We start from the raw sequence: 20989 nt of genomic DNA, 5'->3' as shown, positions 1-20989 counted from the left end.
CGGCGCGCGGCCGCGCGGCAAGGCCGAGGAACCTACAATGAAGCGTATGTTGATCAACGCGACTCAGCGCGAAGAGTTGCGTGTGGCCATCGTCGATGGCCAGAACCTTTACGACCTCGACATCGAAATCCCGTCCCGGGAACAGAAAAAGGCCAATATCTACAAAGGCCGCATCACCCGCGTCGAACCCTCCCTCGAAGCCTGTTTCGTCGACTATGGCGCCGAGCGCCATGGCTTCCTTCCGTTGAAGGAAGTGGCCCGCGAATACTTCAATCCGAACGCGGAAGGTAAGTCGAACATCCGCGAGCTCCTCAAGGAAGGCCAGGAAATCATCGTCCAGGTCGAGAAGGAAGAACGCGGCAACAAGGGCGCCGCCCTCACCACCTTCATCAGCCTGGCCGGGCGCTACATGGTGCTGATGCCGAATAACCCCCGCGCGGGCGGCGTCTCCCGCCGCATCGAGGGCGAGGACCGGCAGGCGCTGAAGGAAGCCATGGAGCACCTCTCGGTGCCGGACGAGATGGGCCTCATCGTGCGCACCGCCGGCATGGGGCGCGACGCCGAGGAACTCCAATGGGACCTCGACTACCTCCTGCAGCTGTGGAAGTCGATCTCGGCCGCCGCGAACTCGCAGAAGGCGCCGTTCCTGATCTACCAGGAATCCAAGCTGTTCATCCGCGCCCTGCGCGACTACCTGCGCAACGACATCGGCGAGATCCTGATCGACGAGGAATCGCTGTTCAACGACGCTCGCGACTTCGTGCAGCAGGTAATGCCGAACAACCTGCGCAAGCTCAAGCTGTACCAGGACCCGACCCCGCTCTTCTCGCGCTACCAGATCGAAACCCAGATCGAGAGCATCTTCGAGCGCAACGTGCGCCTGCCCTCGGGTGGCTCGATCGTCATCGACCAGACGGAAGCCCTCACCGCCATCGACATCAACTCGTCGAAGGCCACGAAGGGCAGCGACATCGAGGAAACGGCGTTCAACACCAACCTCGAGGCCGCCACCGAGATCGCCCGCCAGCTGCGCATCCGCGACGCCGGCGGTCTCATCGTCATCGACTTCATCGACATGGACAGCCCGCGCCACCAGCGGGAGGTGGAAGAACGCCTCAAGGACGCCCTCAAGGCCGACCGCGCCCGCGTCCAGATCGGGCGCATCTCGCGCTTCGGCCTCCTCGAAATGTCGCGCCAGCGCCTGCGTCCCAGCCTCGGCGAGGCCACGCAGATCGTCTGCCCGCGTTGCGAGGGCCACGGCCATATCCGCAGCGTGGAATCCCTGGCGCTCTCCACCCTGCGCCTGATCGAAGAACATGCCATGAAGGAAAACACCGGGCAGGTCCTGGTGCAGGCACCGTCTTCGGTGGCCAACTTCATGCTCAACGAGAAGCGCGCCAGCATCGTCGAGATCGAACTCCGCCACAGCGTGCACGTGGTGGTGGTGGCCGACGAGAAGCTGGAAACGCCGCACCTCGAGATCACCCGTATCCGCGAGGCGGACATGGGCGAACACAGCAAGCCCAGCTACGAACGCACTACCCCCACCGTGGCCACGGCGCTGCCGAAGATGGGCCAGGCCCTGGGCAGCGGCGAGCAGCCGCTGGTCACGGGCGTCGTGCCGTCCACGCCGGCTCCGCTTCGCGACGACGAGGTCGAAGCTCCCAGCGTGCCGACTCCCGCCGCGAAGCAGGCCGCTCCGGCCGCTCCCGCGGGCGGGTTCTTCTCCCGTCTCTTCGGCAGCCTGTTCGGCGGCGGCACCCAGCCGGCACCGGCAACGCAGCCGGCCGCACAGGCTCGGCGCGACGATGCCCGTCAGGGTGGTCGCAGCGACCGCACCGGCGGCCGTCGCGACGAGCGTCGCGGTAACGAAGGCCGCGGCAAGGGTGGCGAACAGCGCGGCCAGCGCAAGGACAACGCCCAGCAGCAGGGCCGCGGCCAGCAACAAGCCAAGGGCAACAAGCCGGGCCGCGGCGACCAGCCGCAGGCTCGCCAGGGCGAAGAGAAGCAAGCACGCCAGAAGGATGCCCAGCAGCAGGGGCGGCAGGGCCGTCAGGACCAGGCCGCGCCGGGCGAGAACCGTCGCCAGCCGCGTGCTGAACGCCAGCCGCAGGGCGAGAAGGCCGAAAAGGCCGTAGCTACCGCGGCCGCCGTTCAGGCTCCAGCCGCCGTCCAGCCGCCGGCACAGCGTGCCCCAGCGGCCGAAAAGGCCGTCGTCCCCGCCGGCAAGATCGACGAAAAGCCCATGCAGGCTCTCGCCGAAGCGCCGACGAGCGACATCGAGGCGACCATCGCTGCCGACGCCGGCATTCCGGGGGGTGCCGAGGCTGGCAAGGAAACCGAAGGCGGACAGCGCCGTCGCCGCGGCCGCCGCGGTGGCCGTCGCCGCCGTCGCCAGGAAGACGGCACGCAGGCCGGCGCCATCGAAGGTGTGAACAACGCCGACGACCTGGATGACGAGGATGGCGACGACGAGCCGCAGACCGCGACGGGCCGTGTCAGCTCGAGCGTGCCGCCGGTCCTCGACACCGCCGCCGCCGCGCGGAACACCTTCGCGGTCGAAGCCACCGGCAGCACAGCCGCCCATCTGGCCGAACCGGCCGATGACGAAGCCGTCCCGTCCGCGCTGACCCTGCCCACCCTGCCGAAACTGCCACCCATCCCAGGCTTCACGGCCGTGTCGGAGCCGGCTGCGCACGTTGCCGACGCCGCCACACCGGCGGATTCGGCGGCGACGCGCACCACCGAGCGTCGCCAGACCGAATCGGACGCTCCTCTGAAGACCGCTCCGGTGACTGGCTCCGCGCCGGTTCCCGCCGCGGCACCGATGAAGCCCGAACAGCCGGCCGTGGACGACATCATAGCGGCCGCGCCGCCCGTTGCCGGCGTCGGCCTGGATGCTCCCGCACGCGGATTCCTCCCGGACGACGCCATTCCGACTCAAACGGTTGCATCGACCCCGGAGTCGGTCCCGGCGCCCGTTACCAGCCCAGTCGTGGCCGAAACTCCGGCTCCTGCACCAGCCTCGGCTCCTGCCCCGGCTCCGGTGCCGCCTCCCGCCGCTACCCCGGCTGCTGCCATCGACACGGCAAGCGATGCGACGGCGCCGGCCGATGACGACGAGGACGCAAGCGTGCCGACCGCCCAAACCACCCCGAAGTCGCCCGAGGCGTCGAACGTCTCGCCCGTGTCGCATCCGGCGCCGGCACCCAAGCCGGGCTGGACGCCGCCGGCGCAGGGCGATCTGCTTACCCGTCCGCGGCAAGAGCCACACGGCGAGCAGTGATCCGAAACGAAAAACGCCGGGCTAAGCCCGGCGTTTTTTTATGGCTAACGGAAAGGTGTCAGCTCCCGACCTGGTGGTTGTGCGTGTCGAGAAGCCCATGCACGGTCATCAAGTGGGCCAGACCCACCACATGTTCGACGTGCAGCTTCTCCATGAGGCGCTGCTTGTAGGTCGAAACCGTTTTCGGGCTCAGGTTCAAACGTTCGCCGATCGAGGTGAGCGGCATACCCCTGACGAGCATCATCGACACCTCCATCTCGCGGGTGGACAGCGTGTCGAACGGTGAATCCGAGCCGTCCAACGTGGCGAGTGCCAACTGTTGCGCCACAGTGGGCGCGAGGTACCGGCGCCCCGACGCGACCTGCCGCACCGCGCTGAGCAGTTCGTCCGACGAGCAGCCCTTGGTGAGGTAACCGAGCGCGCCGGCGTCCAGCAGCCGCTTCGGAAAGCGGGCGTCGTCGACCACCGTAAGGATGACGACGTTCGTGCGCAATTTGGCGCGGATGATGCGCTCGGTAAGCTCCACGCCGCTCATGCCGGGCATGTGGACATCGACCAGCGCGATGTCGGGTGAATGCGAACGGATGAGCCGCAGGCCCTCCTCCGCCGAACTTGCCTCCCCCCTGATCCGAAGATCGGCCTGCTGCTGCAGGATCATCCGAAATCCGGTCCTGACCAATTCATGGTCGTCGACCAAAACAACGTTAATCATCTAGAGCCCTCCCTGGGCCGACTGTTCTAGGCGCCGGACTGAATCCGGACGCCGCCTGCGAATGCATACAATGCCAGATGTGCAGGCGAGACAACCAGCGTGACGGTATGATCGTAACTTGGCCCCGCTTTATGTAGCGGTATCGCCACGCCGCGCGACGTGACACGACCTGATGATCGTGTCATCGTTCGCCGCAGCAACGCGTAGGCATTCGCCAGGGCCTGCGGCCGGACTGCGCGCGCAGCCCTCGGTCAATTACGCACACCGGAACCACGGTCGCCAACGGCCACCGAAGCTCCAAGGACCACGCAAGGACATTCATCCATGGACGACCATACCTACCTTCTCGGGAAGCTGGCGGCGCTGGAATCGGCCCTCGAAGCGGCCATTTCCACCCATCCCGAGCCCGCCGCACTCGTCGCCGCCCTGTCGCGGGCCATGTCCAGCTACACGCCCGACGAATGGCCGAGCGACGTCCGCTCGTTCGCGGAGGGATGGATGACGGTGGTCACGCCGCTCCTGACCGAGCAGGCGAGCGATACTGACTCCCCGGTTCGTGTCGGCCTTCCTGTCCGTTCCGTCGTCGCCCCCGTGCGCAAGGACACCACGCACTGACGCGACGAATCGCTCACGGACCACGCACATCGTCGTGAGCCGCGGCAGGCCATGGTGGACCCTCCACGAGACGGAGAGCCCGACATGGCCAATGAGAAAAATCGCCCACCGCAGCAGCCGGGCCAGGATGTGCCGCCCAAGGACCGGCGTGGTCCTACGGAACAGCCGCCGACCGATGCCAGCGGCGACCCCGTGGACGATACCGGCGAGGACAATCACCAGAAGAAGTGATCGCTACCTCGGCGCGTCCAGTTCGTCAGCATCGACGACATCCGCGCGAACCCGGCGCGCCGCCCGTGCGGCGGCGCGTTTTCGGAGAAGGATGATGCCGGTGAGGATGAGAATGGCCGGACCCCAGCGCCCTCCCGTTGCCTTGGCGAGCAACTTGCCCGCCGCAAGCGCGCCGATGGTGCTGGTGTGCGAACCGGATGCGACCGTAGCCATGACCGTACTCCCCACATAATCGCCTTGCGATGCGAAGAGCGTCGCCGCCTCCGCATTGGGGCGGCGTGAAGTCCTCAGCTAGATCGTCTCCACAGATGCATCCGCTAGCGCGGGCAGCCATCCACCGAAGCACCGAGCCACGCAGGCTTCACCGATGGCGCGACGACGATGCGGTCCAGGTCCGGCGCAGGTGAATCCTGATTGCCCAGTGCGATGGTGTTCGTGCCCGCCTTGAGCGAAACCTCCAGCACCTTCGCCACCGGGTCGTCGAAACTGCTTCCGTCCAGGTCCAGCTTGCGCGGCGCTCCGCCGTTGATTGCGAGGTAAAGCGCACGTGGGCCGCTGGTGGCGTAGTCGATCTCCAGTTGATAGACGCCCGCCACCGGTACACGTACCGATGGAAAGGTGACGCTGTTGGCGGCGCCGCCGCCAACGTTGCCTGCCTTCGCGAGGCCGGAGTAGTAATTGCTGAAACCGGATGTGACGTTGCCACCGAGCATCGCGGCCTCGGCTTCGTAGGTCATCGCAGCCGGAAGCGCTGCGTCGCCACGACCGTGCACCACGATGCGATCGAGATCCGGTGGATAGCTCACCGCATTGCCAAAGCGGATGCGATTGAGCCCCCGGTGCAGGCATACGGGCAGGTTGCTGCTGGATGGCAGTTGGAAGCTCCCGCCTCCGCTGTTGAACGTACGCAGCGGCCCATCGTTGATCTGGTACAGATAGGAGCGCAGCCCCAACGTGAGCGAATCGACCTGCATGAAATAGACGCCGTCCCGCGGTGCAAATACGTGGTCGAAAGTCACCGCATTGTCGGCACCGAGCCCGAGGCCACCTACCTTGAGGCCATCCGAGCAACCGACGCACGACGCCACCGTGGCACTCCCGGACAGGGAGGCCTGCTCCGCCTCATACCCGCTGCTGGGAGAAGCCGGCACCGTGCCGGGCAGTGTTTCAACCAGGAGCAGCTGCGTACCGTGGCCGGGGAGTTCCGTCCGATACGCGCCGAGCGATGGCCCCAACTCGCGATGACGCCACAGATCGCGCAGGCGGCTGGCACCGTGGACACCCAGCACATGCCACGGCAACTCGACGACGGCACGCGTCGCATTCATGTTGAACATCGCGACGTAGAAGCGACCGCCGCCGAGATCGCTTACCCATACGGGCAAGTCGCCACCCACGCGCTGCGTCGCGGGCTTGCCGGACTGGTCGACCGCGATCACTTCATCATTCCCGGCAAGCTGTTTACCGGTTTCGTCGAGGCGGGTGAGGTCGCCCCCGAGGTAGAGCGGTGCGTTCGCCATCGCCCACAGCGTGACCGCCGAGCGCTTTTCATCGACGCTCAAGCCATCGCCCTCCCCGTCGCCGATGTCCAGCGTATCGAGGTCGTTCCATCCTTTCGTCGGGCCTGCCGCATCCTGCCAGGACGGCAGGTCGCGAAAGCGCTTTTCGATGCGCGGCCAGTTGGTGAGGGTGGCGCAGCGGCTTTCGCATTCGACGTCGTCATCGATACGACGCGCGTTCGAATAAGCCTGCCATACGTTCAGGTAGTCCTTGTCCACGGCCCACGACACGGTCAACCAGATCGGCTTGCCGGTACGTGCAATGGCCTTGGACCAGGCCGCCACATCGTCGCGATTGTCGATGTGCAAGTCGTCGCTATAGGAGCCGGGCGTGACACCGTCGAGCTTGATGAAGTCCACGCCCCACGACGCGAACAAGGCCACGACGGAATCGATGTATTCCTGCGCACCGGGTTTGCCGAAGTCGATCTTGTAATGGTAAGGCGACTCGCCGGGCCCGCCGAACGCATTGCCTGCGCGATGCGGCACCGCAAGGATGTCCTGGATATGCAGCGCCGTGCCGAGAATGGGCGAATTGGCTTGCACCGCGGGCTCTTCCACACCGGGTATCCAGTAGATCCCTGCCTTCTGTCCATTGTCGTGGATGTGGTCGATCAGTGCCTTGATGTCGGGAAACGTGGTGGGATCGGGCGTCGGGCGTCCATTGGCATCGAAGCCACCCTGCCAACCGGAATCGAGGTTGATGTAGGTATACCCATGCCCCTGAAGACCGGACGCCGCCAATGCATCGGACTGCTTGCGCATGTTCTCCTGGGTGAGGAAGCCAGGATCGATCGTCTGCTGGCTGAAACTGCTCCAGCCCAGATACGGCGCATGACCGGCGCCATTCACCTGTGCCATGCCGGTGGAGGCAAGGAGCGTCAACCCGCAGGCCAGGGCCAGACGCGAGCGAGAGAGAAAGTCATGGCGAACGTTCATGGCGCGACTCCGAAGGTTGGGGCGTCCGATGGCGAACGCCGATCGATGGACCCGTGGAAACGAAGGCATGCGCGTGCCCCCAGGGGGCACGATTCGTCAGTGAGCGTTGGTGCGCTCGAAGATCAATCCAGCGGCTTGCAGGTCGCCCTTCATCACGAGGTCGATGCCCCGCTGCATCCAATAGGCACCACTGGCCACGTCGGGTGTTCCGGGCTCTACCGCGCCATGGATGACGCGATAGCGGTAGCGCGCTTTCCCATCGAGGCCGCGCAAGCGCAAGCTCGGGAACGGGCGCGCTTCCTCACCTTGCCGCTGGAAAGCAAAAAGCACGGCCTGCGTGCCGTCGCTGGCGACCGATTCGGTGGCGGACCAGGGTGCGCGGTCCTGCGGCGACAACAGGCGGTAAAGTGCACCGCGCTGCACCGTGGCGCGAATCGTCTTGTACGCGGCAATGTAACTGCGCGCGGTCGCCTCTTCCGCGGGCGACCATTCCAGCAGGTTCGCACCGATGCCCAAGCCGCCCTGCATGGCGGAAAGGAAACGGAAATCGAGCGAGCTGCTGCGTGCATTCACCCAGTTGGGCGAGCCCGTCACCCAGGCCATCATCGTGGCGGGCGCATAAGCCTGGGAGAAACCATCCTGGATGGAAAGCCTGTCCGACGGATCGGTATTGTCCGACGGCCACACTTCGTCGGTAAGCGCCATGATGCCGAGGTCGACACGCGCGCCGCCACCGGAGCACGATTCGATTTCGACACCCGGATGGCGCGCACGCAATTCGCGCAAAATGTCGTAGAGATTGTGCACGTACGCGACGTACACCTTCTGCTGTTCATCCGGCGACATCTGCGGCCAGCCCGGTTCCGACCAGTTGCGGTTGTAGTCCCATTTCAGGAACTGGATATCGTTGTCGCGAAGCAAACCGTCCAACACGGCCAGCACGTGCGCCTTCGCGTCTTCGCGAGCGAGATTCAGCACGAGCTGATGGCGGCCTTCGCTGCGCTGCCGTCCGGGGAAGTTGAGCACCCAGTCGGGATGGGCACGATAGAGATCGCTGTCCGGATTCACCATCTCCGGTTCCACCCAAAGGCCGAAGCTCATGCCCAGGCCATGCACCTTATCGATCAGCGGCTTGAGTCCGTTCGGAAACTTGCGCCGGTTCACCACCCAGTCGCCCAGGCCGGCATGATCGTTGTCGCGCGCACCGAACCAGCCGTCGTCGACCACGAAACGCTCGACGCCGAGCGCGGCGGCCTTCTCGGCCAGACGTTCCTGCCCTGCCTCGTCGACCTTGAATTCGGTGGCTTCCCACGAGTTGTAAAGCACCGGCCGAAGCTTGGCGGCGGCGCCGCCAGGCAGCACGCGATCCCGTTCGAAGCGATGCAGCAGACGAGAGGCCGTGCCGATGCCCTGCCCCGTGTATCCCGCGTAGAAAACCGGGGTATCCAGCGCTTGTCCCGGCGTCAGGCGGTAGGCGAAGTCGAACGGGTTGTACCCGCCCGTCACGCGAACCTGGCCGAGGATATCCTCGTCGACCTGGATGCGCCAGTTGCCGCTCCATGCCAGGGCACCGAACCAGACATCGCCGTGTTCCTCGTTCCAGTCGCCGCCTCGTCCGATCGCAAACCATGGATTGTTCTCGTCGCCGGTACTGCCACGGCGACTTTCCAGGACGGTGGCTCCGGGAGTGATGGCCCGGGTCTGCAGGTGCCATTCACCAGCCCACGTTCCCGTGAGGTAGCGAAGGGAATAATCGCCACGCGGGAGGTTCCATGTGGCGGCCGCGGCGGCGTCGATCGTCAGGGGTTGTTTCCCCGTGTTCTCGATGTGGGCCGAACGTCCGACGATGCCGGTAGACACGTCCGTCGTGTAGCGAAGGTCGACCGTGACGCCGGCCTGCGCATCACGCAGGCGAATCGAGAGCGCGTTCCTGTCGATGCGATAGCTGTCGTAACGCAGTACCACGTCGCGATTGCCATCGGCCAGGCGCAGCTTCAAGGCCGGGGTGGCGGTCATCGCACCGCCCCAGCCGGCATACTCCTGCAGTGTAAGGCTGCCGGCGGGATCGAACGAGGAACGCTCGCGTGCGGGAACCGCTGGCCCTACCGGATCGTCAGGCGCAAGCCGAGCGCCCCAGTACAACGTCTGCAGGAAGCCGTCGGCATTGACACCCATGGCATAGGTGACATCGCCCGCATCGAAGCGGAAAACACGATGTTCGGCATCGTAGCGAGGCGCCGCATCCTCGGTGCGCGCGGCTACCGTGGTAGCGAGCGAAGCCGCAACGAGGACAATGGACAAACGGACGATCGGTGACGGACGATTCACTGCGGGCTCTTCCTCGTGTTCGCTACGACATGTCAGGCATGGAGGGTCTCTACCCGGAAAGCAAACGACCGCTCGAGGCTCGCTCCGGGCGCGAGGTCCGTCATGCCATTCGCGATCGGGCCACCGGGAAGGTGCACGGCATTGATCGGATGATCGACGGGCTCGAAACAAAAAAAATCGCCGCCAGACGGGACATACAGCACGTAGGTGTCGAGGTCGGCCTCGATGCCCAGCCGCAATCCCACGCGCGGCCACTCGATCGCCGCTTCGCCCGTCCAGCCCTGGAAGGCATGATTGAGACCGTCGGCGGGCAATGCGCGCAGCCGGTCGAAATGCCAGGCCTCGGGCGGTGTGGTGCGTTCCACCGGCATCGGGCTCGTCCCATCGTTGTGCCAGACCGACGTCGACGGGGCGTACAGCTTCGCCCCGCCGTGCAGCGGAAAAAAGGGATGCAATCCGAGCCCGAATGGCAGCGAGTCATGCCCGACATTCGTTATGCGCAGGCGCACGCGCAACGCATCGCCATCCAGGCGGTAACCAAGCAGGGCCCGGTAGGCGTAGCCCTCCGGCGAAGATTCTTCCATCGTCAGCACCAGGACCTGCGCTTCATGATTGGCGACCGTCCATTCGCGCTGCCAGCCATGACCGTGGATCGGCCAGGCATCGTCGGCGCGGTTACGCTCGAGCACGATGCGTCTTCCCCCGTAAAAAAAACCGCCGTGGGCAACGCGGTTGCTCCACGGCAGCAGGGGGTAACACGCGAGACGGTTCGGATCGTTCGCTCCATCCGGCGTCCATGGCCGCATCAGCGGCACGCCAGCGCCCTTCCCGATCCAGTCGAAAGCCGCGATGCCGCCGCCAAGTCGTGGCAGCACACGAAGACTCAGCCGGTCGTTCCGGATCTGCAGCGGTACGGTTTCGGTCATGCGGTCAGGGCGAGCCGCGCAAGCCAACGAGGAGCGTGCGGCCTTGGGTCTGCGCACGCTTCAGCCGGCCGTCGTACCGACGCGACCGTCGACCATGCCGACAAGGCAACTACTTTCCGTTGCATCCGCCTCCCCTCTTTGGACGCGTCGATCCAGCCCCGGACGCCGATGAGGGCAATTGTAGTATTTTATGATTATACGGCTGCAAGCTGCGGCGCAGCATTCGCTACCGACAGCAGGATTTCGCCTCAGGCGGATTTGGCCCGGCGGCCACGGCCGGCGATGTTCCTGCGCGACGCGGCGACCATCTTCCACATCGCTTGCCGCGCCACCTCCGGCTGTCGCCTGCGCACGGCCTCGTACACTTTTTCGTGGTGCGGCAACGCGGCCTTGAAGTTGGCCGAGTTTCGCGCGGAAAGCAGGAAAAACGCGCCCAGGGCTGTTTCGATAACCGAGAACAGCGAGGCCATCAATTCGTTGTTCGTGGCCCGCAGGAGCGTTTCGTGGAACGCGAGGTCGGCCTCTGCCCAGTCGTCGAGATCCGTCGCAGCCGACATGGCGTCATAGGCCTGCCTGAGCTCGGTGAGTTGCTCGGGCGTTCGCCGCATGGCGGCGGCGGCAGCGGCGGCGGGCTCGATGAACTCACGCATCTCCACCAGCTTCTCGACGAAGCTTTCGGTAGGCATGAGGGCGCAGCGCCACGCGAGGACATCCGCGTCGAGCTGGTTCCAATGCACGGCCTCGCGCACGCGCGCTCCCGTGCGCTGACGGGACTCGATCAACCCCTTGGCAACGAGCACCTTCATGGCTTCGCGCAAAGCCGTGCGACTTACCTGCATCTGTTCCGCGAGCACTTCCTCCCGGGGCAGGCCTTCACCCGGCGCCAGCTTACCGCTGACGATGAGTTGCCCCAGTTCCCGGACCACTTGGCTGTGCAGGTTACCCGCGGCCACAGGCTTCACGATGGTGTCGCTCCCTAGGGTGAACGCATTGCGCGATCGCGCGCGGCCACGCTACACAGCCGCACCCTGGGCGTCAATCGACGGTGCCCTATACCGGGGGCGTAGCCGCCCAGCGCGCTGCCGGACCGGCTAAAGATTCGCGTGCTCCTGCCGATGACGTGCCTACTCAGGCTGGAGCGGAACGATGAACCGAATTGCCACTGCGGCTTTCCCCCTGCTCGCCTGCCTGGCCGCCGGCTGTTCGCAGGAATCGTGGCGCCTCGTCAGCGGTGAAAAGGGCGATGCGGCGGAAATTCGCATCAGTGGCGACGAGGGCGAAGCAAACTGGTCGTGGGGGCCGGACAACTTCACGGTGGAGGTCACCGTCGTGAAGAGCAATCTTGCCGCCTCGGGCGCATCCAAACGTGCCGAACTCACCCTCGCGCTGGCCGACGGCAGCCATCTGGAGTTCGCTGGCCCGCGTGGTGCACTCATCTGTCAGCGCGGTTGCGACAGCCTGCATTTGCCGAGTGCGTGGGTCGCTCGTAGCGATTGATTCCCGTTTCAGCCTGCCGCCCGGAGGATAAGCGCCGTGATCTCCTCGGGATGCGAAATCATCGAGACATGGCTCGACGGCAGCTCGATCGTCTGCGCATTCATGCGCTTCGCCATGAAGCGCTCCAGATCGGGATCGATGGTGCGGTCTTGCGTCGATACCGCATAAAAGCTCGGCTTCTGCCGCCATGCGGCATTCGAGGTCTTGCCCGTCAGCAGCGCCTTCCTGAAAGGTTCCTGCACCGCATAGAGAGCGAGTGCGCGTTCCCGTGGCAGATCTCCGGCGAAGTCTTGCAAGAAAGCCTCTTGCGTCAGCCGTCCCTCGTCGCCATCGAACACGATGCCCTTTGACGCGGGAGGCGTTGGATACTTCTTCGCCAGGGCGGTGTAGTCCTCCCCCGCATCGGGGGCGCGTGCCGCGATGTACACCAAGGCGGAGACCTTCGGATGCACACCTGCCTCGGTAACGATCATGCCGGAGAAGGAATGCCCTACCAGCACGGTGGGACCATCCTGCCTGTCGAGTACGCGGCGGCAGGCATCCACGGCTTCGGGCAAGGTGGTCAGCGGATTCTGGACAGACGTCACATTCAGGCCCTTGGCCTGAAGCCGCGGGATCACTTCGGACCAACACGAGCCGTCGGCGAAAAGGCCGTGGACGAGCACGATGTTTCGAGCTCTTGTCGTCGGGGTCCGACTCTCCGGCCCCGGGCTGGCGGGGCCGGATTGGGCCACGCTTCGAGCCGAGAAAGCGAGGGCAGACAGGCCGAGAAGCAAATGGGACGAGAACTCGCGACGGTTCATGGCGGCCTCCGGCACACCGGCTTCGGAGGCGGGATTATTCGCCGTCGAAATGCCTAAAGGCTTGTAAGAACCCGTTTCGGCGCCTGGCTTCCCGGGTACTTCAATTGAGCACCTGGTTACGGGACGGGTTCCTGCGTTCGGCGACTTCTGCTGCCATCGCATTTCGCACCGGGCCCATCCGCCCCAGACAAGCTCTCGTTCCTTCACTGACCGCGCTCGCAACTCCGCATAAGAACTACATCGCCTACTTCGGGACGACGACGAGAACGCAGCGGTGGCATACCTCTTGCGTCCCGAACACCAAATTTGTGTAGGAGTCACCCTACACCGACATCGGACCACACCTACATACATCTAGTGCTTCGCGCCTTCAACCTTCTTCCGCCGTGACCTCCACGGAAGTCCTCTGGGGAAACAAAATGAAGATCGCAGCACTGGGCTTTCTGGTCCTGTCGTCTCTCGCCGTCGCGCCCTCTTACGCCGGTGTCGTCAACGGCCACGTTCTTGCCATTTACGTTCGCCAGAGCGACGGACTTGTTTATTTCGAAACAGATGGCGCCATCTCCGGCCGTGCCTCCTGCGCAGCTTCCAACAACCTCTGGGTGCTTCCGAACGAAAACTCCGATACGTCTAAGCGACAGTATGCCGCGCTTCTCACGGCGAAGGCTTCGAACGTATCAATTGATGTGTACGGAACAGGCACTTGCACTCGCTGGGTGAACAGTGAAGACGTCAACATCATCGTTATTCGCAACTGAGAGGAGCAAGTCGTGTCATTGAAGCCCCTAATACTGTCCCTCCTTCTTCTGCCCTTCTCGTCTCATGCGGCCCCGGTGGACAAATTCTTCGGCTATTTCGGGGGCGATTACGCTTCTGTAGCTAACGTTCCCGATCTGCACGAGTTTCAAGATCATGCCAACCTGTACTCCATCCAGTTCTGGTCAGGAACCAGCGATGACATGGCGGCGTCCGAGAACTATGTTCTGGGCGAACTGGAACGCGCTCGTCAGTACCACGTGCACGCCATGGTTCCCGCGTGGCCGTTCGTCTTCCAGCATGCGCTGGGAGAGAATGCGTATCATTTGGATCCTTCTGCGGCGGCACATTGGAATAGCTTCGTTCAGAAAATGCTCGATCGCGGGCTGCTGATTCCTGGTGATCTCGAGAGAAGCACTGTCAACTCGATCTACCTGATTGACGAGCCCAACGGCCCACCCGCGCTCAACGACCAGGACGGTGCCCCGCACCCCGCGCTGGCTAATGCGGTAGCGGCCCTGCGCGGAAATGCCGCCACCACGGGTCTTCCGATTGCTTCGGTGCTGACCCCTCGCTTCTATCTGATGCCGCAAGGCATCAAGCTGTTGGATTGGGTGGGTTTCGACCACTACGGCGACACCGATAGTGAGTGGACCAACACATTGAACGGCCTGGAGAACACGTACGCCCCTGGAAAGAAATACATCATCGTCCCCGGATCGCTTTCCAATTGCATGGGAGTAGATCAGGAAAGCCCCAACCGTTATATCAACCGAATGAATACGGACCCGAATGTGGTGTGGCTCGCACCATTCATGTGGGTGACGCGCGGGACGTGTCTAGGCGTACGCGATATTTCCAGTCTTAGAAGTGCATATCAACCGGTCGGCTTAGGGATAAAGAACGCAGAATGCAGTGCATCGCTGGCGGGCAAATGGTTCTGCGGCAAGACCGCAAATGTGAGTGCCGCAATCAGTTATTTGCTTGGCGACTGAACCCATTCCGTCCGATGCAGAGACACCGAACTCCATGACTATCAATTTGTGATTCCTTTCCGCCAAAAAATACCGACGGAGAACACCATGCACGCCAAACGAATTAAATCTATCGCCATCTCGCTAGCCGCAGCGCTGATCATTTCAAGCGGGGCGGTCTCTGCCACGCAAGTATTGAATACCGCCGTGAATGGCTGGCGCGTTCAAAACTATCCGACCGGCGTAAAGGTCTTTTTTACGGGTTCGCCATGCACGTATGGAGAACTTAGCCTCGATAGCACCGACACCCCCGATCGACACAAACAGTTATTGGCGACGGTGTTGGCAGCCAAGGCCATGAATGCACATATGCAAATGGAGTACGACGTCGTCGGATCGCAGTGCATCCTCCGCACGTTCGCCGTGGACGGACCTTGACTCAGTTGTAGCCCCGGTGAAGGGTCGTGATTTCCAAACAGGACGGCTGGGGCCGTCCTGTTTCGTTTCATGAGAACCAAAGGGTCTTCGCGCGACACCGTCGTCGCCTGTACAGGCTGTTGCACCATGTAGGATATCCCCTACATCCATACAGGACTCCGCCTACATACTCGAACAATCCTCGCCCGGCATGATCCCCGCGCCATCTGTGGCAAACCACTCAAGGGGAATCCGTGAAGATCTCTACTCTGCTGCTTGGCGGCTTGATCGCCGCCGTCTCGTTCCAGGCTTCTGCGACCGACGACTATAACCGGACGATTAACACTGTCGGTGCAACCTCCGGTCAAGCCTACGTCGAGTTCAAGGAAGGGCTGAGCTATCCGTGCGTGTTCGGCATCGTCTACCTTCCCGACCCGAACACTGGCCCGGGAAAATCGATGCTGGCAGTGCTCCTTGCGGCACAGGCACGAGGTGCAACGTTGGCAACCGTTAGTTATTCAGCCGATGCCGGCAATCAATGCGTCGCTTCCAATATTCGCGCAAACTGAGGACCAGAAGAATGGTCTCCTCAATAGGCCACTCGATGCGGGGGCTCGGGCGGCGTTTAATAGCCGCCGCAACAATCGGCGTCGGCCTCCTACCGCTCCCGACCCTTGCCGATAGCACAACGGGAACCACTGTCACCGTCAGCGGTAAGCCCACGCCAGGCAAACAGGTGGCCGTTACGGTTGTCGTTACAGGCAAACACCTCGTCGACGGTCCTCAATATAGTGTTCCCGGAGGTACGGTACAGCTCTCGTTGAACGGGGCTGTCGTCGCGCAAGTGCGGGCATCCGTAGCAAACTCCACCGTTTATGAATCTGGCTGCGTGGATTTGGCCTGCGGTCTGTACATTTATAGATCCCAGAACACCACGGTCACTTTCCCCATTACGTTGCCCCAAGGACCAACGTCGTACCAGTTCATCGGGACGTATACGGGCGATCAGGACTCCCATGCATCGACGTCGCCTACAGTCACGGTGAAGCCGGTCTTTCCGAATGTGACTGCTGCAACGTACTTGCTTCTTGGCGATTAGTGGAATGAGGGCTGGCTGAACATTGCCCTTATCTCAGGGCCGCAAGGAAGCGGCTCACAGCCTCGCCCGGCCATTATCGAGTCAATTTCGAGCAGCTTCGATGGCGGCGTTTATCGCGACCGTGGCAGCACAGGCAGCTGTCCTTCCGTTGGGACCTGACGAGCAGTGTGGCGTTGTCGACGGCGCTCCGGCCGTGGGTCGTTCGTCGGCCAAGCCTCGCGATTGCGTAGCACACCCAGCGAGGAACAAGCAGGCAAAGCTGAGGATGCTGGCAACGATTCGCATGTCGATCTCCGGAGGGTGGCGCATTTTTGCCGATCTGGCTGAGAAAAGTCTGTAGGAAAAACCCTACGTGCATCTCGAACAGCGTGTAGGAAATGCCCTACAGACAAAGTGCGGGAAGGCGGCTCAGAATTTTCTCTCCCTTTGCGTCACGTCCGAGGATCCTCCATGAGAACGAAAGTCCTTTGCGCTGCGGTCTTATTGCTGCTGGGCGGCCCAACCTTCGCCGGCGAGTTAAATTCAACGTACAGCCAACTCTCGGCTGATCGTACGGTCGGTTCCGCTGATACCGTAGTCCTGAGCAACGTTATTAATCTGGCTTCCAATAGCTGGGTATATGTGCAGTCGGATGGCCGCTATATACCCAGCGGGGGTGGGGCGGTGGCCACTACCCGCATCTTTGTCGATGGCGCGCCGATCGGTAACGCCAGCGTCACAGACTGGTCGGTCTCCAAGAGCCCGCAGCAACACAGCTACAACAACATTGGCGCGGTTTTTCTCGGCGCAGGCATGCACACGGTCGAACTCCGTACAGCTTCACAGAATAACCGCTCTTTTACGATCGGCGCCGATAGCAACCTCAGTGTCCTCATTAACCCTGCAAGCACCGTCGCTGTCGGGAGCCGCGGCTCTGACTCAGGCGTTACGAGCGTCAATGTCGCGGGACTGGACGGTACGGCAGTACTACCGACAGTTACCCACGTGAGCCTCCCGGTTGGCGGTGGAACGGGGCAACCCGTCGTTGCTCTCTCATCGGCGCGTATCTACCGCTGGGGAAACGCCGGAGATCCCCTTACTAGCATCGCCCTGGATGGAGCAACGCTCCCCAATAACCAGGCGAGTTGGTCCGACAACGACATGTATGAGTATGCGGAGAATCAGGCGCCTTTCTTCACACAGGCATTCGTTCCGTCCCTGGCTTCTGGGCACACAGCCTCCCTCGTGTCCTCGGCCCTTCCTTACGGTGTGGGCCAACCTGCCGATAGTGTCCAGTACCGGGTGGGCGCTGATTCGACTTTGGTGGCACTTACGGGAGGTATGACAGTCGTCGGCGCAGCCGCTGCTCCAACAGATGCTCACAACGTCGGCAATTACATTTGCGTCGCAACCAGCCAGGCATGGCCAGGCTGTCCGCCGGTCGGATCGGACGTGGTCGTCGCAGAAGGCGACATCGTTATACCCGCGGGGCATAACGGCGTTGTGCTAATTACGGGGAAGACGAGGATTCAGGCAGACTCTTCCGACCCGGGTGGTCAAGGCTTCCTCTACCTGACAATTGACGGTGCAAGGCGCGGCTCTTTCGGTGTTCAGCAGCTTGCCGCCCCCTCATCTGTGAGCACTCGCACCCTCGGGACAAGCTACCTGGCCACGGGCGCCGGAGCGCTGACACCAGGCACCCATCATGTCGTCCTACATGCATCGACCACTGGCACGTTTATCCATCTCGCAATGACTCGAGACCTCCCATTGATCTGGTTCGATTGACGGCACCCCCGAGGAAGAACAGCTAGTCTGTTCTTCCTCGGGTCGGCCGACCCGGCAGGAGCACGACAGTGGCGACCACGCTCATCGACTCACCCGTTTCAGTCCGCCTGAAGCTGGCTCTTCTCTGGGCCTCGCTGATGGCTTGCTACATATACGGCGACTACTTCGGACTCTACGTGCCCGGCAAGCTGAAAGGCATGCTGGCCGGGGACGGTCCTATCGGCCCGGCGAGCCAGGGAACCCTCGTTGCCACCGCGATATTGCTCGCTGTCCCGGCGCTGATGATCGTGCTGTCCGCCCTTCTGCCCGCCCGGGTGTGCCGGTGGACGAACGTGATCCTCGGTTCTTTCTACGCAGTTGTCATGGCGGTGACGATGCCTGGCTCGTGGCGTTTCTACCAAGTCCTCGGCTGCATTGAAATCGCCCTATCGGTCGCGACGATCGTCATGGCATGGCGATGGCCCAGAGGGCCTCGTGTGGAAGCGCCCTAGGCGTGCACGGAACCCGGCGATCTGCGGAATGCCGGAGTGGGCGTCGAATACCTAGGATTGGTGCGGCTCAGGGGATACCTCAAGGCCACGTACTCCCAAAGTTACTCATCTTCGCTTCCGCCTAGATCGGCCTAGAATATGCCGCAGGGGTCAGCCAATCAGGGGGAAGGAGTATGGAAACCAACAACAAGGGAGCGATAGCGCCTGCAACCGAGAGTCTCCGGCCGCTCACCGCTATCGAGCGACGCGCATGGATTGGGCTATGGGTCGTGGTAGGCGTGGCGATCTGCACGGGTCTTATTGTACTTAGTGAGGGGTATGCGGGTTGGTGGGCTCTTGCGCCCGCGTCCGTGGCGACCTTGGGCATTCGACAAGCATTAGATACCAAGGTGGTGCGTTTCCCGCCCTTGGATATGCGTCTGAAGGTTTGGTGGCAGACGATCCGGTCGCCAGTAGCCAGGACGCTTACCGGGGCTATCGTATGCGGCGGCTGCTATTGGGCCCTAACGGCTTGGGGCGCGGCTGGAGCCGGAACCGTCATTGGCATCCTGTTACTGGCCGGTGCAGGCATCATCCTCGCTTGGGAGGCTTCCCTGCTCCTTGCCGTCATAGGAGGCCTCTGGTGGGCGGGGCACAACTGGCATCTCTCCACACCGACAGCGATAGTTCTGGGGGCTGTGATCATTGCTCTGGCAATCCTGTCACGGGAGCATTGATACCCATTGTTCTCAAGAGTATTTCGCTGTTGTTTACAGTAAGCCGCTGATTTCTTTGATTGCTAACCGCCGGCCTATCCGCCCTAGGGAACCGTCGCATGGCACTTATGCCGAGACCCCTTCGCACTTGGACGAGCGACAACTCGGAAGGCGACCTCGCCGGCCTAATGGTTTACCCAGACGGCTCCGTTTGGGTCACCACTGGTCGCTTCGCGCACAGTTCTGGCTCGGCCTGCTGCACTTGGGATGAGTTCCTGGGCGGTCGCTTCGATGAACTGATCACGAAACGTCATGGATCCAGTGTTCTTGCGGAAGCAAAGACATACGTTCTCGGTGCTCCTAGACCGCCCTAACGTTTCTATATTTCGGTCGCACTTCGTCTCACTGTGTGATGGGCTGCATTGCTACTCATCACTAAAGTAGTGATGGATGGAACCGCCTCAAACCGCCTGCGGGCTACCCTCCATCATGTGTACCGCCCTGCCCGCTATCACCCTACTGGGTCACCCCTGCGTCTTCGATGGAGTACCCCGTATAGAGCGATTTCGAGGCACTCTAGCGTCGGACCCCCGCTTGGTCGGACCCGTTTGAATCTTTGATTTAACTCAATCGCACTTAGGAAGCTCTATGACGGAACACGATCCCACCATGCACATCAGCGACGCCATGCGTGCCGAGGCCAGGCAGAACCCAGGCGGTTGGGTCTACGTGATCAGCGGCAATTTCGGACCTTCGGACGCCGTTCCTCCTCATGCAGTGGTCGGTGCATGGAAAGTGGACGAAGTAGGAGAGATCGTTACCGGAAGCTTTCAGAAGAACCCCAACTTCAAGTCGTCGTCGCCGGTCTAATTGCCTCTACTTTAGAAATGCTCTGAGGCTGCCTAGAAGAGGACCACTGCAAGGGATACCACCGGGTGGGGGTATCGACCCTATGGGTACAGGTAGTTCCACTGACCGTTAGTTATGGCTATCCGACACGGCAACCCTGCAAATCAAGCCGCCTTCGTGCGCGATCTCAAAGTCTAGATTCCCGTCCTTGAGCCGCTTCTCCTTTTGTGCTCGTGCAAAGAGCGCATCCGCGGCACTTCGCGAAACCCCGAGCGCAGCTACCAGCAACTCATTACAGGTCTGCTGTCCGACCGCCTCGGGAGCGATGAGCGTCCAGCTGCGATCCCTGGTATTTTGAGTCACCACAAGCCATTGTTCTGAAACCAGTTCCGCGTCGCCATCTCGTCGGTGACGACTGAGCGTCATGTCTGGTCCGTGCATATCTCTATTCCAAGTCGCCAGGAATACTTCGGGGTCCATCTCGATCCGGTACTGTGTGCTACACGCTGCTTGAGCGGCGGCGACGAGCATCGTAGCCAATAGAAAATGCCTCTTCATGTAACGCTTTCCCCTTGTCTTCCCTGCTGCGACGACCAAGGCTAGAACCTTGGATGCTTTCACCTGCGTGGCGGACAATGCCCGATTATCCTGAGGACTCGCAAGTGACCGAGATGCCGCTCAACATTGCGGGCAAGGACTGGTTCACCGAAGAAGAAGCCGCCTTCTATTCCGGCGTGTCCGTCCGCCAGTTCCAGACCCACTACCAATCCCTGGGCATTGCACCCAAGCGGTTCATGGGCAGGAAGCTCTTTGCCCGAGAGGAACTGCACACGGTCATCAGCCGGTCAGATCCTTGGCACCAGCACACACAGTCGGAGAAAGACCGCCGGTCATTTGTCGACGCCATTGTGCGCGGACGAAAGGAGGTTGAGGCTTCGGCCAGACTAGCGAGGAAACTCGGCGGTAGACTCCCCAGCTTCCCGAACCTGGTTGCGACTCCGATGCGCCCCTATAAACCGAGGAAGAAGGTGGCGGACTGACCGGC

20 protein-coding genes are annotated in these 20989 nt (G+C 62.4%); 12 read left to right on the top strand and 8 right to left on the bottom strand.

The genetic code is table 11. The annotated features are described in order from the left end of the window. Nucleotides 1-37: 37 nt before the first annotated feature. Nucleotides 38-3286, top strand: coding sequence for a ribonuclease E (gene rne, locus ACPYOD_RS04510; RefSeq protein WP_481300533.1), 3249 nt, complete (start codon nucleotides 38-40; stop codon nucleotides 3284-3286). A 58-nt stretch (nucleotides 3287-3344) separates the two neighbouring features. Here rne and ACPYOD_RS04505 read toward each other — a convergent pair whose 3' ends face one another. Beyond that, a complete protein-coding gene (locus ACPYOD_RS04505; RefSeq protein ID WP_331542502.1) occupies nucleotides 3345-3998 on the bottom strand; it encodes a response regulator in 654 nt (217 codons plus the stop codon). A gap of 324 nt (nucleotides 3999-4322) precedes the next feature. On the opposite strand from ACPYOD_RS04505, the gene ACPYOD_RS04500 reads away from it, so the two are divergent. Together ACPYOD_RS04500 and ACPYOD_RS04495 are read left to right on the top strand one after the other, a co-directional pair. Beyond that, entirely contained in the window at nucleotides 4323-4613 is a 291-nt protein-coding gene (locus ACPYOD_RS04500; RefSeq protein WP_481300532.1) for a hypothetical protein, read from the top strand. 84 nt (nucleotides 4614-4697) lie between these two features. Next, on the top strand, nucleotides 4698-4844 hold the full coding sequence (locus ACPYOD_RS04495) for a hypothetical protein (protein WP_427455067.1): 147 nt from the start codon (nucleotides 4698-4700) through the stop codon (nucleotides 4842-4844). A gap of 3 nt (nucleotides 4845-4847) precedes the next feature. On the opposite strand, the gene ACPYOD_RS04490 is transcribed toward ACPYOD_RS04495, so the two are convergent. From ACPYOD_RS04490 to ACPYOD_RS04470, 5 genes are all read right to left on the bottom strand, one after another. Then, nucleotides 4848-5057: a hypothetical protein gene (locus ACPYOD_RS04490; RefSeq protein WP_481300531.1), complete on the bottom strand. Its 210-nt coding sequence runs from the start codon at nucleotides 5055-5057 to the stop codon at nucleotides 4848-4850. Between the two features lie 104 nt (nucleotides 5058-5161). Beyond that, nucleotides 5162-7342 carry a CBM35 domain-containing protein gene (locus ACPYOD_RS04485; protein WP_481300530.1) on the bottom strand — a complete coding sequence of 727 codons (2181 nt, stop codon included), beginning with the start codon at nucleotides 7340-7342 and terminating at the stop codon, nucleotides 5162-5164. 96 nt (nucleotides 7343-7438) lie between these two features. Further along, entirely contained in the window at nucleotides 7439-9670 is a 2232-nt protein-coding gene (locus ACPYOD_RS04480; RefSeq protein ID WP_481300529.1) for an alpha-galactosidase, read from the bottom strand. 32 nt (nucleotides 9671-9702) lie between these two features. Next, the gene (locus ACPYOD_RS04475) at nucleotides 9703-10596 is read right to left on the bottom strand and encodes an aldose 1-epimerase (RefSeq protein ID WP_481300528.1); all 894 of its coding nucleotides are present in this window, start codon (nucleotides 10594-10596) and stop codon (nucleotides 9703-9705) included. A gap of 248 nt (nucleotides 10597-10844) precedes the next feature. After that, entirely contained in the window at nucleotides 10845-11558 is a 714-nt protein-coding gene (locus tag ACPYOD_RS04470) for a FadR/GntR family transcriptional regulator (RefSeq protein ID WP_481300527.1), read from the bottom strand. A gap of 184 nt (nucleotides 11559-11742) precedes the next feature. Between ACPYOD_RS04470 and ACPYOD_RS04465 the strand changes: the two genes are divergently transcribed. Further along, nucleotides 11743-12093 carry a hypothetical protein gene (locus ACPYOD_RS04465; RefSeq protein ID WP_481300526.1) on the top strand — a complete coding sequence of 117 codons (351 nt, stop codon included), beginning with the start codon at nucleotides 11743-11745 and terminating at the stop codon, nucleotides 12091-12093. 8 nt (nucleotides 12094-12101) lie between these two features. On the opposite strand, the gene ACPYOD_RS04460 is transcribed toward ACPYOD_RS04465, so the two are convergent. Beyond that, nucleotides 12102-12896 carry an alpha/beta fold hydrolase gene (locus ACPYOD_RS04460; RefSeq protein WP_481300525.1) on the bottom strand — a complete coding sequence of 265 codons (795 nt, stop codon included), beginning with the start codon at nucleotides 12894-12896 and terminating at the stop codon, nucleotides 12102-12104. A 419-nt stretch (nucleotides 12897-13315) separates the two neighbouring features. On the opposite strand from ACPYOD_RS04460, the gene ACPYOD_RS04455 reads away from it, so the two are divergent. The 7 genes from ACPYOD_RS04455 to ACPYOD_RS04425 all read left to right on the top strand — a co-directional run bounded on the left by ACPYOD_RS04455 (nucleotide 13316) and on the right by ACPYOD_RS04425 (nucleotide 19965). Then, a complete protein-coding gene (locus ACPYOD_RS04455; protein ID WP_481300524.1) occupies nucleotides 13316-13654 on the top strand; it encodes a hypothetical protein in 339 nt (112 codons plus the stop codon). A gap of 12 nt (nucleotides 13655-13666) precedes the next feature. After that, nucleotides 13667-14647 carry a hypothetical protein gene (locus tag ACPYOD_RS04450; protein ID WP_481300523.1) on the top strand — a complete coding sequence of 327 codons (981 nt, stop codon included), beginning with the start codon at nucleotides 13667-13669 and terminating at the stop codon, nucleotides 14645-14647. An 87-nt stretch (nucleotides 14648-14734) separates the two neighbouring features. After that, nucleotides 14735-15064 carry a hypothetical protein gene (locus ACPYOD_RS04445; RefSeq protein ID WP_481300522.1) on the top strand — a complete coding sequence of 110 codons (330 nt, stop codon included), beginning with the start codon at nucleotides 14735-14737 and terminating at the stop codon, nucleotides 15062-15064. A gap of 233 nt (nucleotides 15065-15297) precedes the next feature. After that, nucleotides 15298-15612 carry a hypothetical protein gene (locus ACPYOD_RS04440; protein WP_481300521.1) on the top strand — a complete coding sequence of 105 codons (315 nt, stop codon included), beginning with the start codon at nucleotides 15298-15300 and terminating at the stop codon, nucleotides 15610-15612. A 980-nt stretch (nucleotides 15613-16592) separates the two neighbouring features. Further along, nucleotides 16593-17909 (top strand): hypothetical protein, encoded by a 1317-nt coding sequence (locus ACPYOD_RS04435; protein ID WP_481300520.1) that lies wholly within the window; start codon nucleotides 16593-16595, stop codon nucleotides 17907-17909. Between the two features lie 68 nt (nucleotides 17910-17977). Beyond that, the gene (locus ACPYOD_RS04430; RefSeq protein ID WP_481300519.1) at nucleotides 17978-18400 is read left to right on the top strand and encodes a DUF6326 family protein; all 423 of its coding nucleotides are present in this window, start codon (nucleotides 17978-17980) and stop codon (nucleotides 18398-18400) included. A 1343-nt stretch (nucleotides 18401-19743) separates the two neighbouring features. Further along, entirely contained in the window at nucleotides 19744-19965 is a 222-nt protein-coding gene (locus tag ACPYOD_RS04425) for a hypothetical protein (RefSeq protein ID WP_481300518.1), read from the top strand. Between the two features lie 108 nt (nucleotides 19966-20073). Here ACPYOD_RS04425 and ACPYOD_RS04420 read toward each other — a convergent pair whose 3' ends face one another. Next, nucleotides 20074-20580 carry a hypothetical protein gene (locus tag ACPYOD_RS04420; protein WP_481300517.1) on the bottom strand — a complete coding sequence of 169 codons (507 nt, stop codon included), beginning with the start codon at nucleotides 20578-20580 and terminating at the stop codon, nucleotides 20074-20076. 26 nt (nucleotides 20581-20606) lie between these two features. Between ACPYOD_RS04420 and ACPYOD_RS04415 the strand changes: the two genes are divergently transcribed. Next, nucleotides 20607-20984 (top strand): hypothetical protein, encoded by a 378-nt coding sequence (locus ACPYOD_RS04415; RefSeq protein ID WP_481300516.1) that lies wholly within the window; start codon nucleotides 20607-20609, stop codon nucleotides 20982-20984. Nucleotides 20985-20989 lie beyond the last annotated feature (5 nt).

This window comes from Luteibacter sp. HAY1-4A (assembly GCF_056755355.1).
The sequence above is the reverse complement of the archived record's forward strand: the minus strand, read 5'-3'. Positions and strand labels throughout refer to the sequence as shown.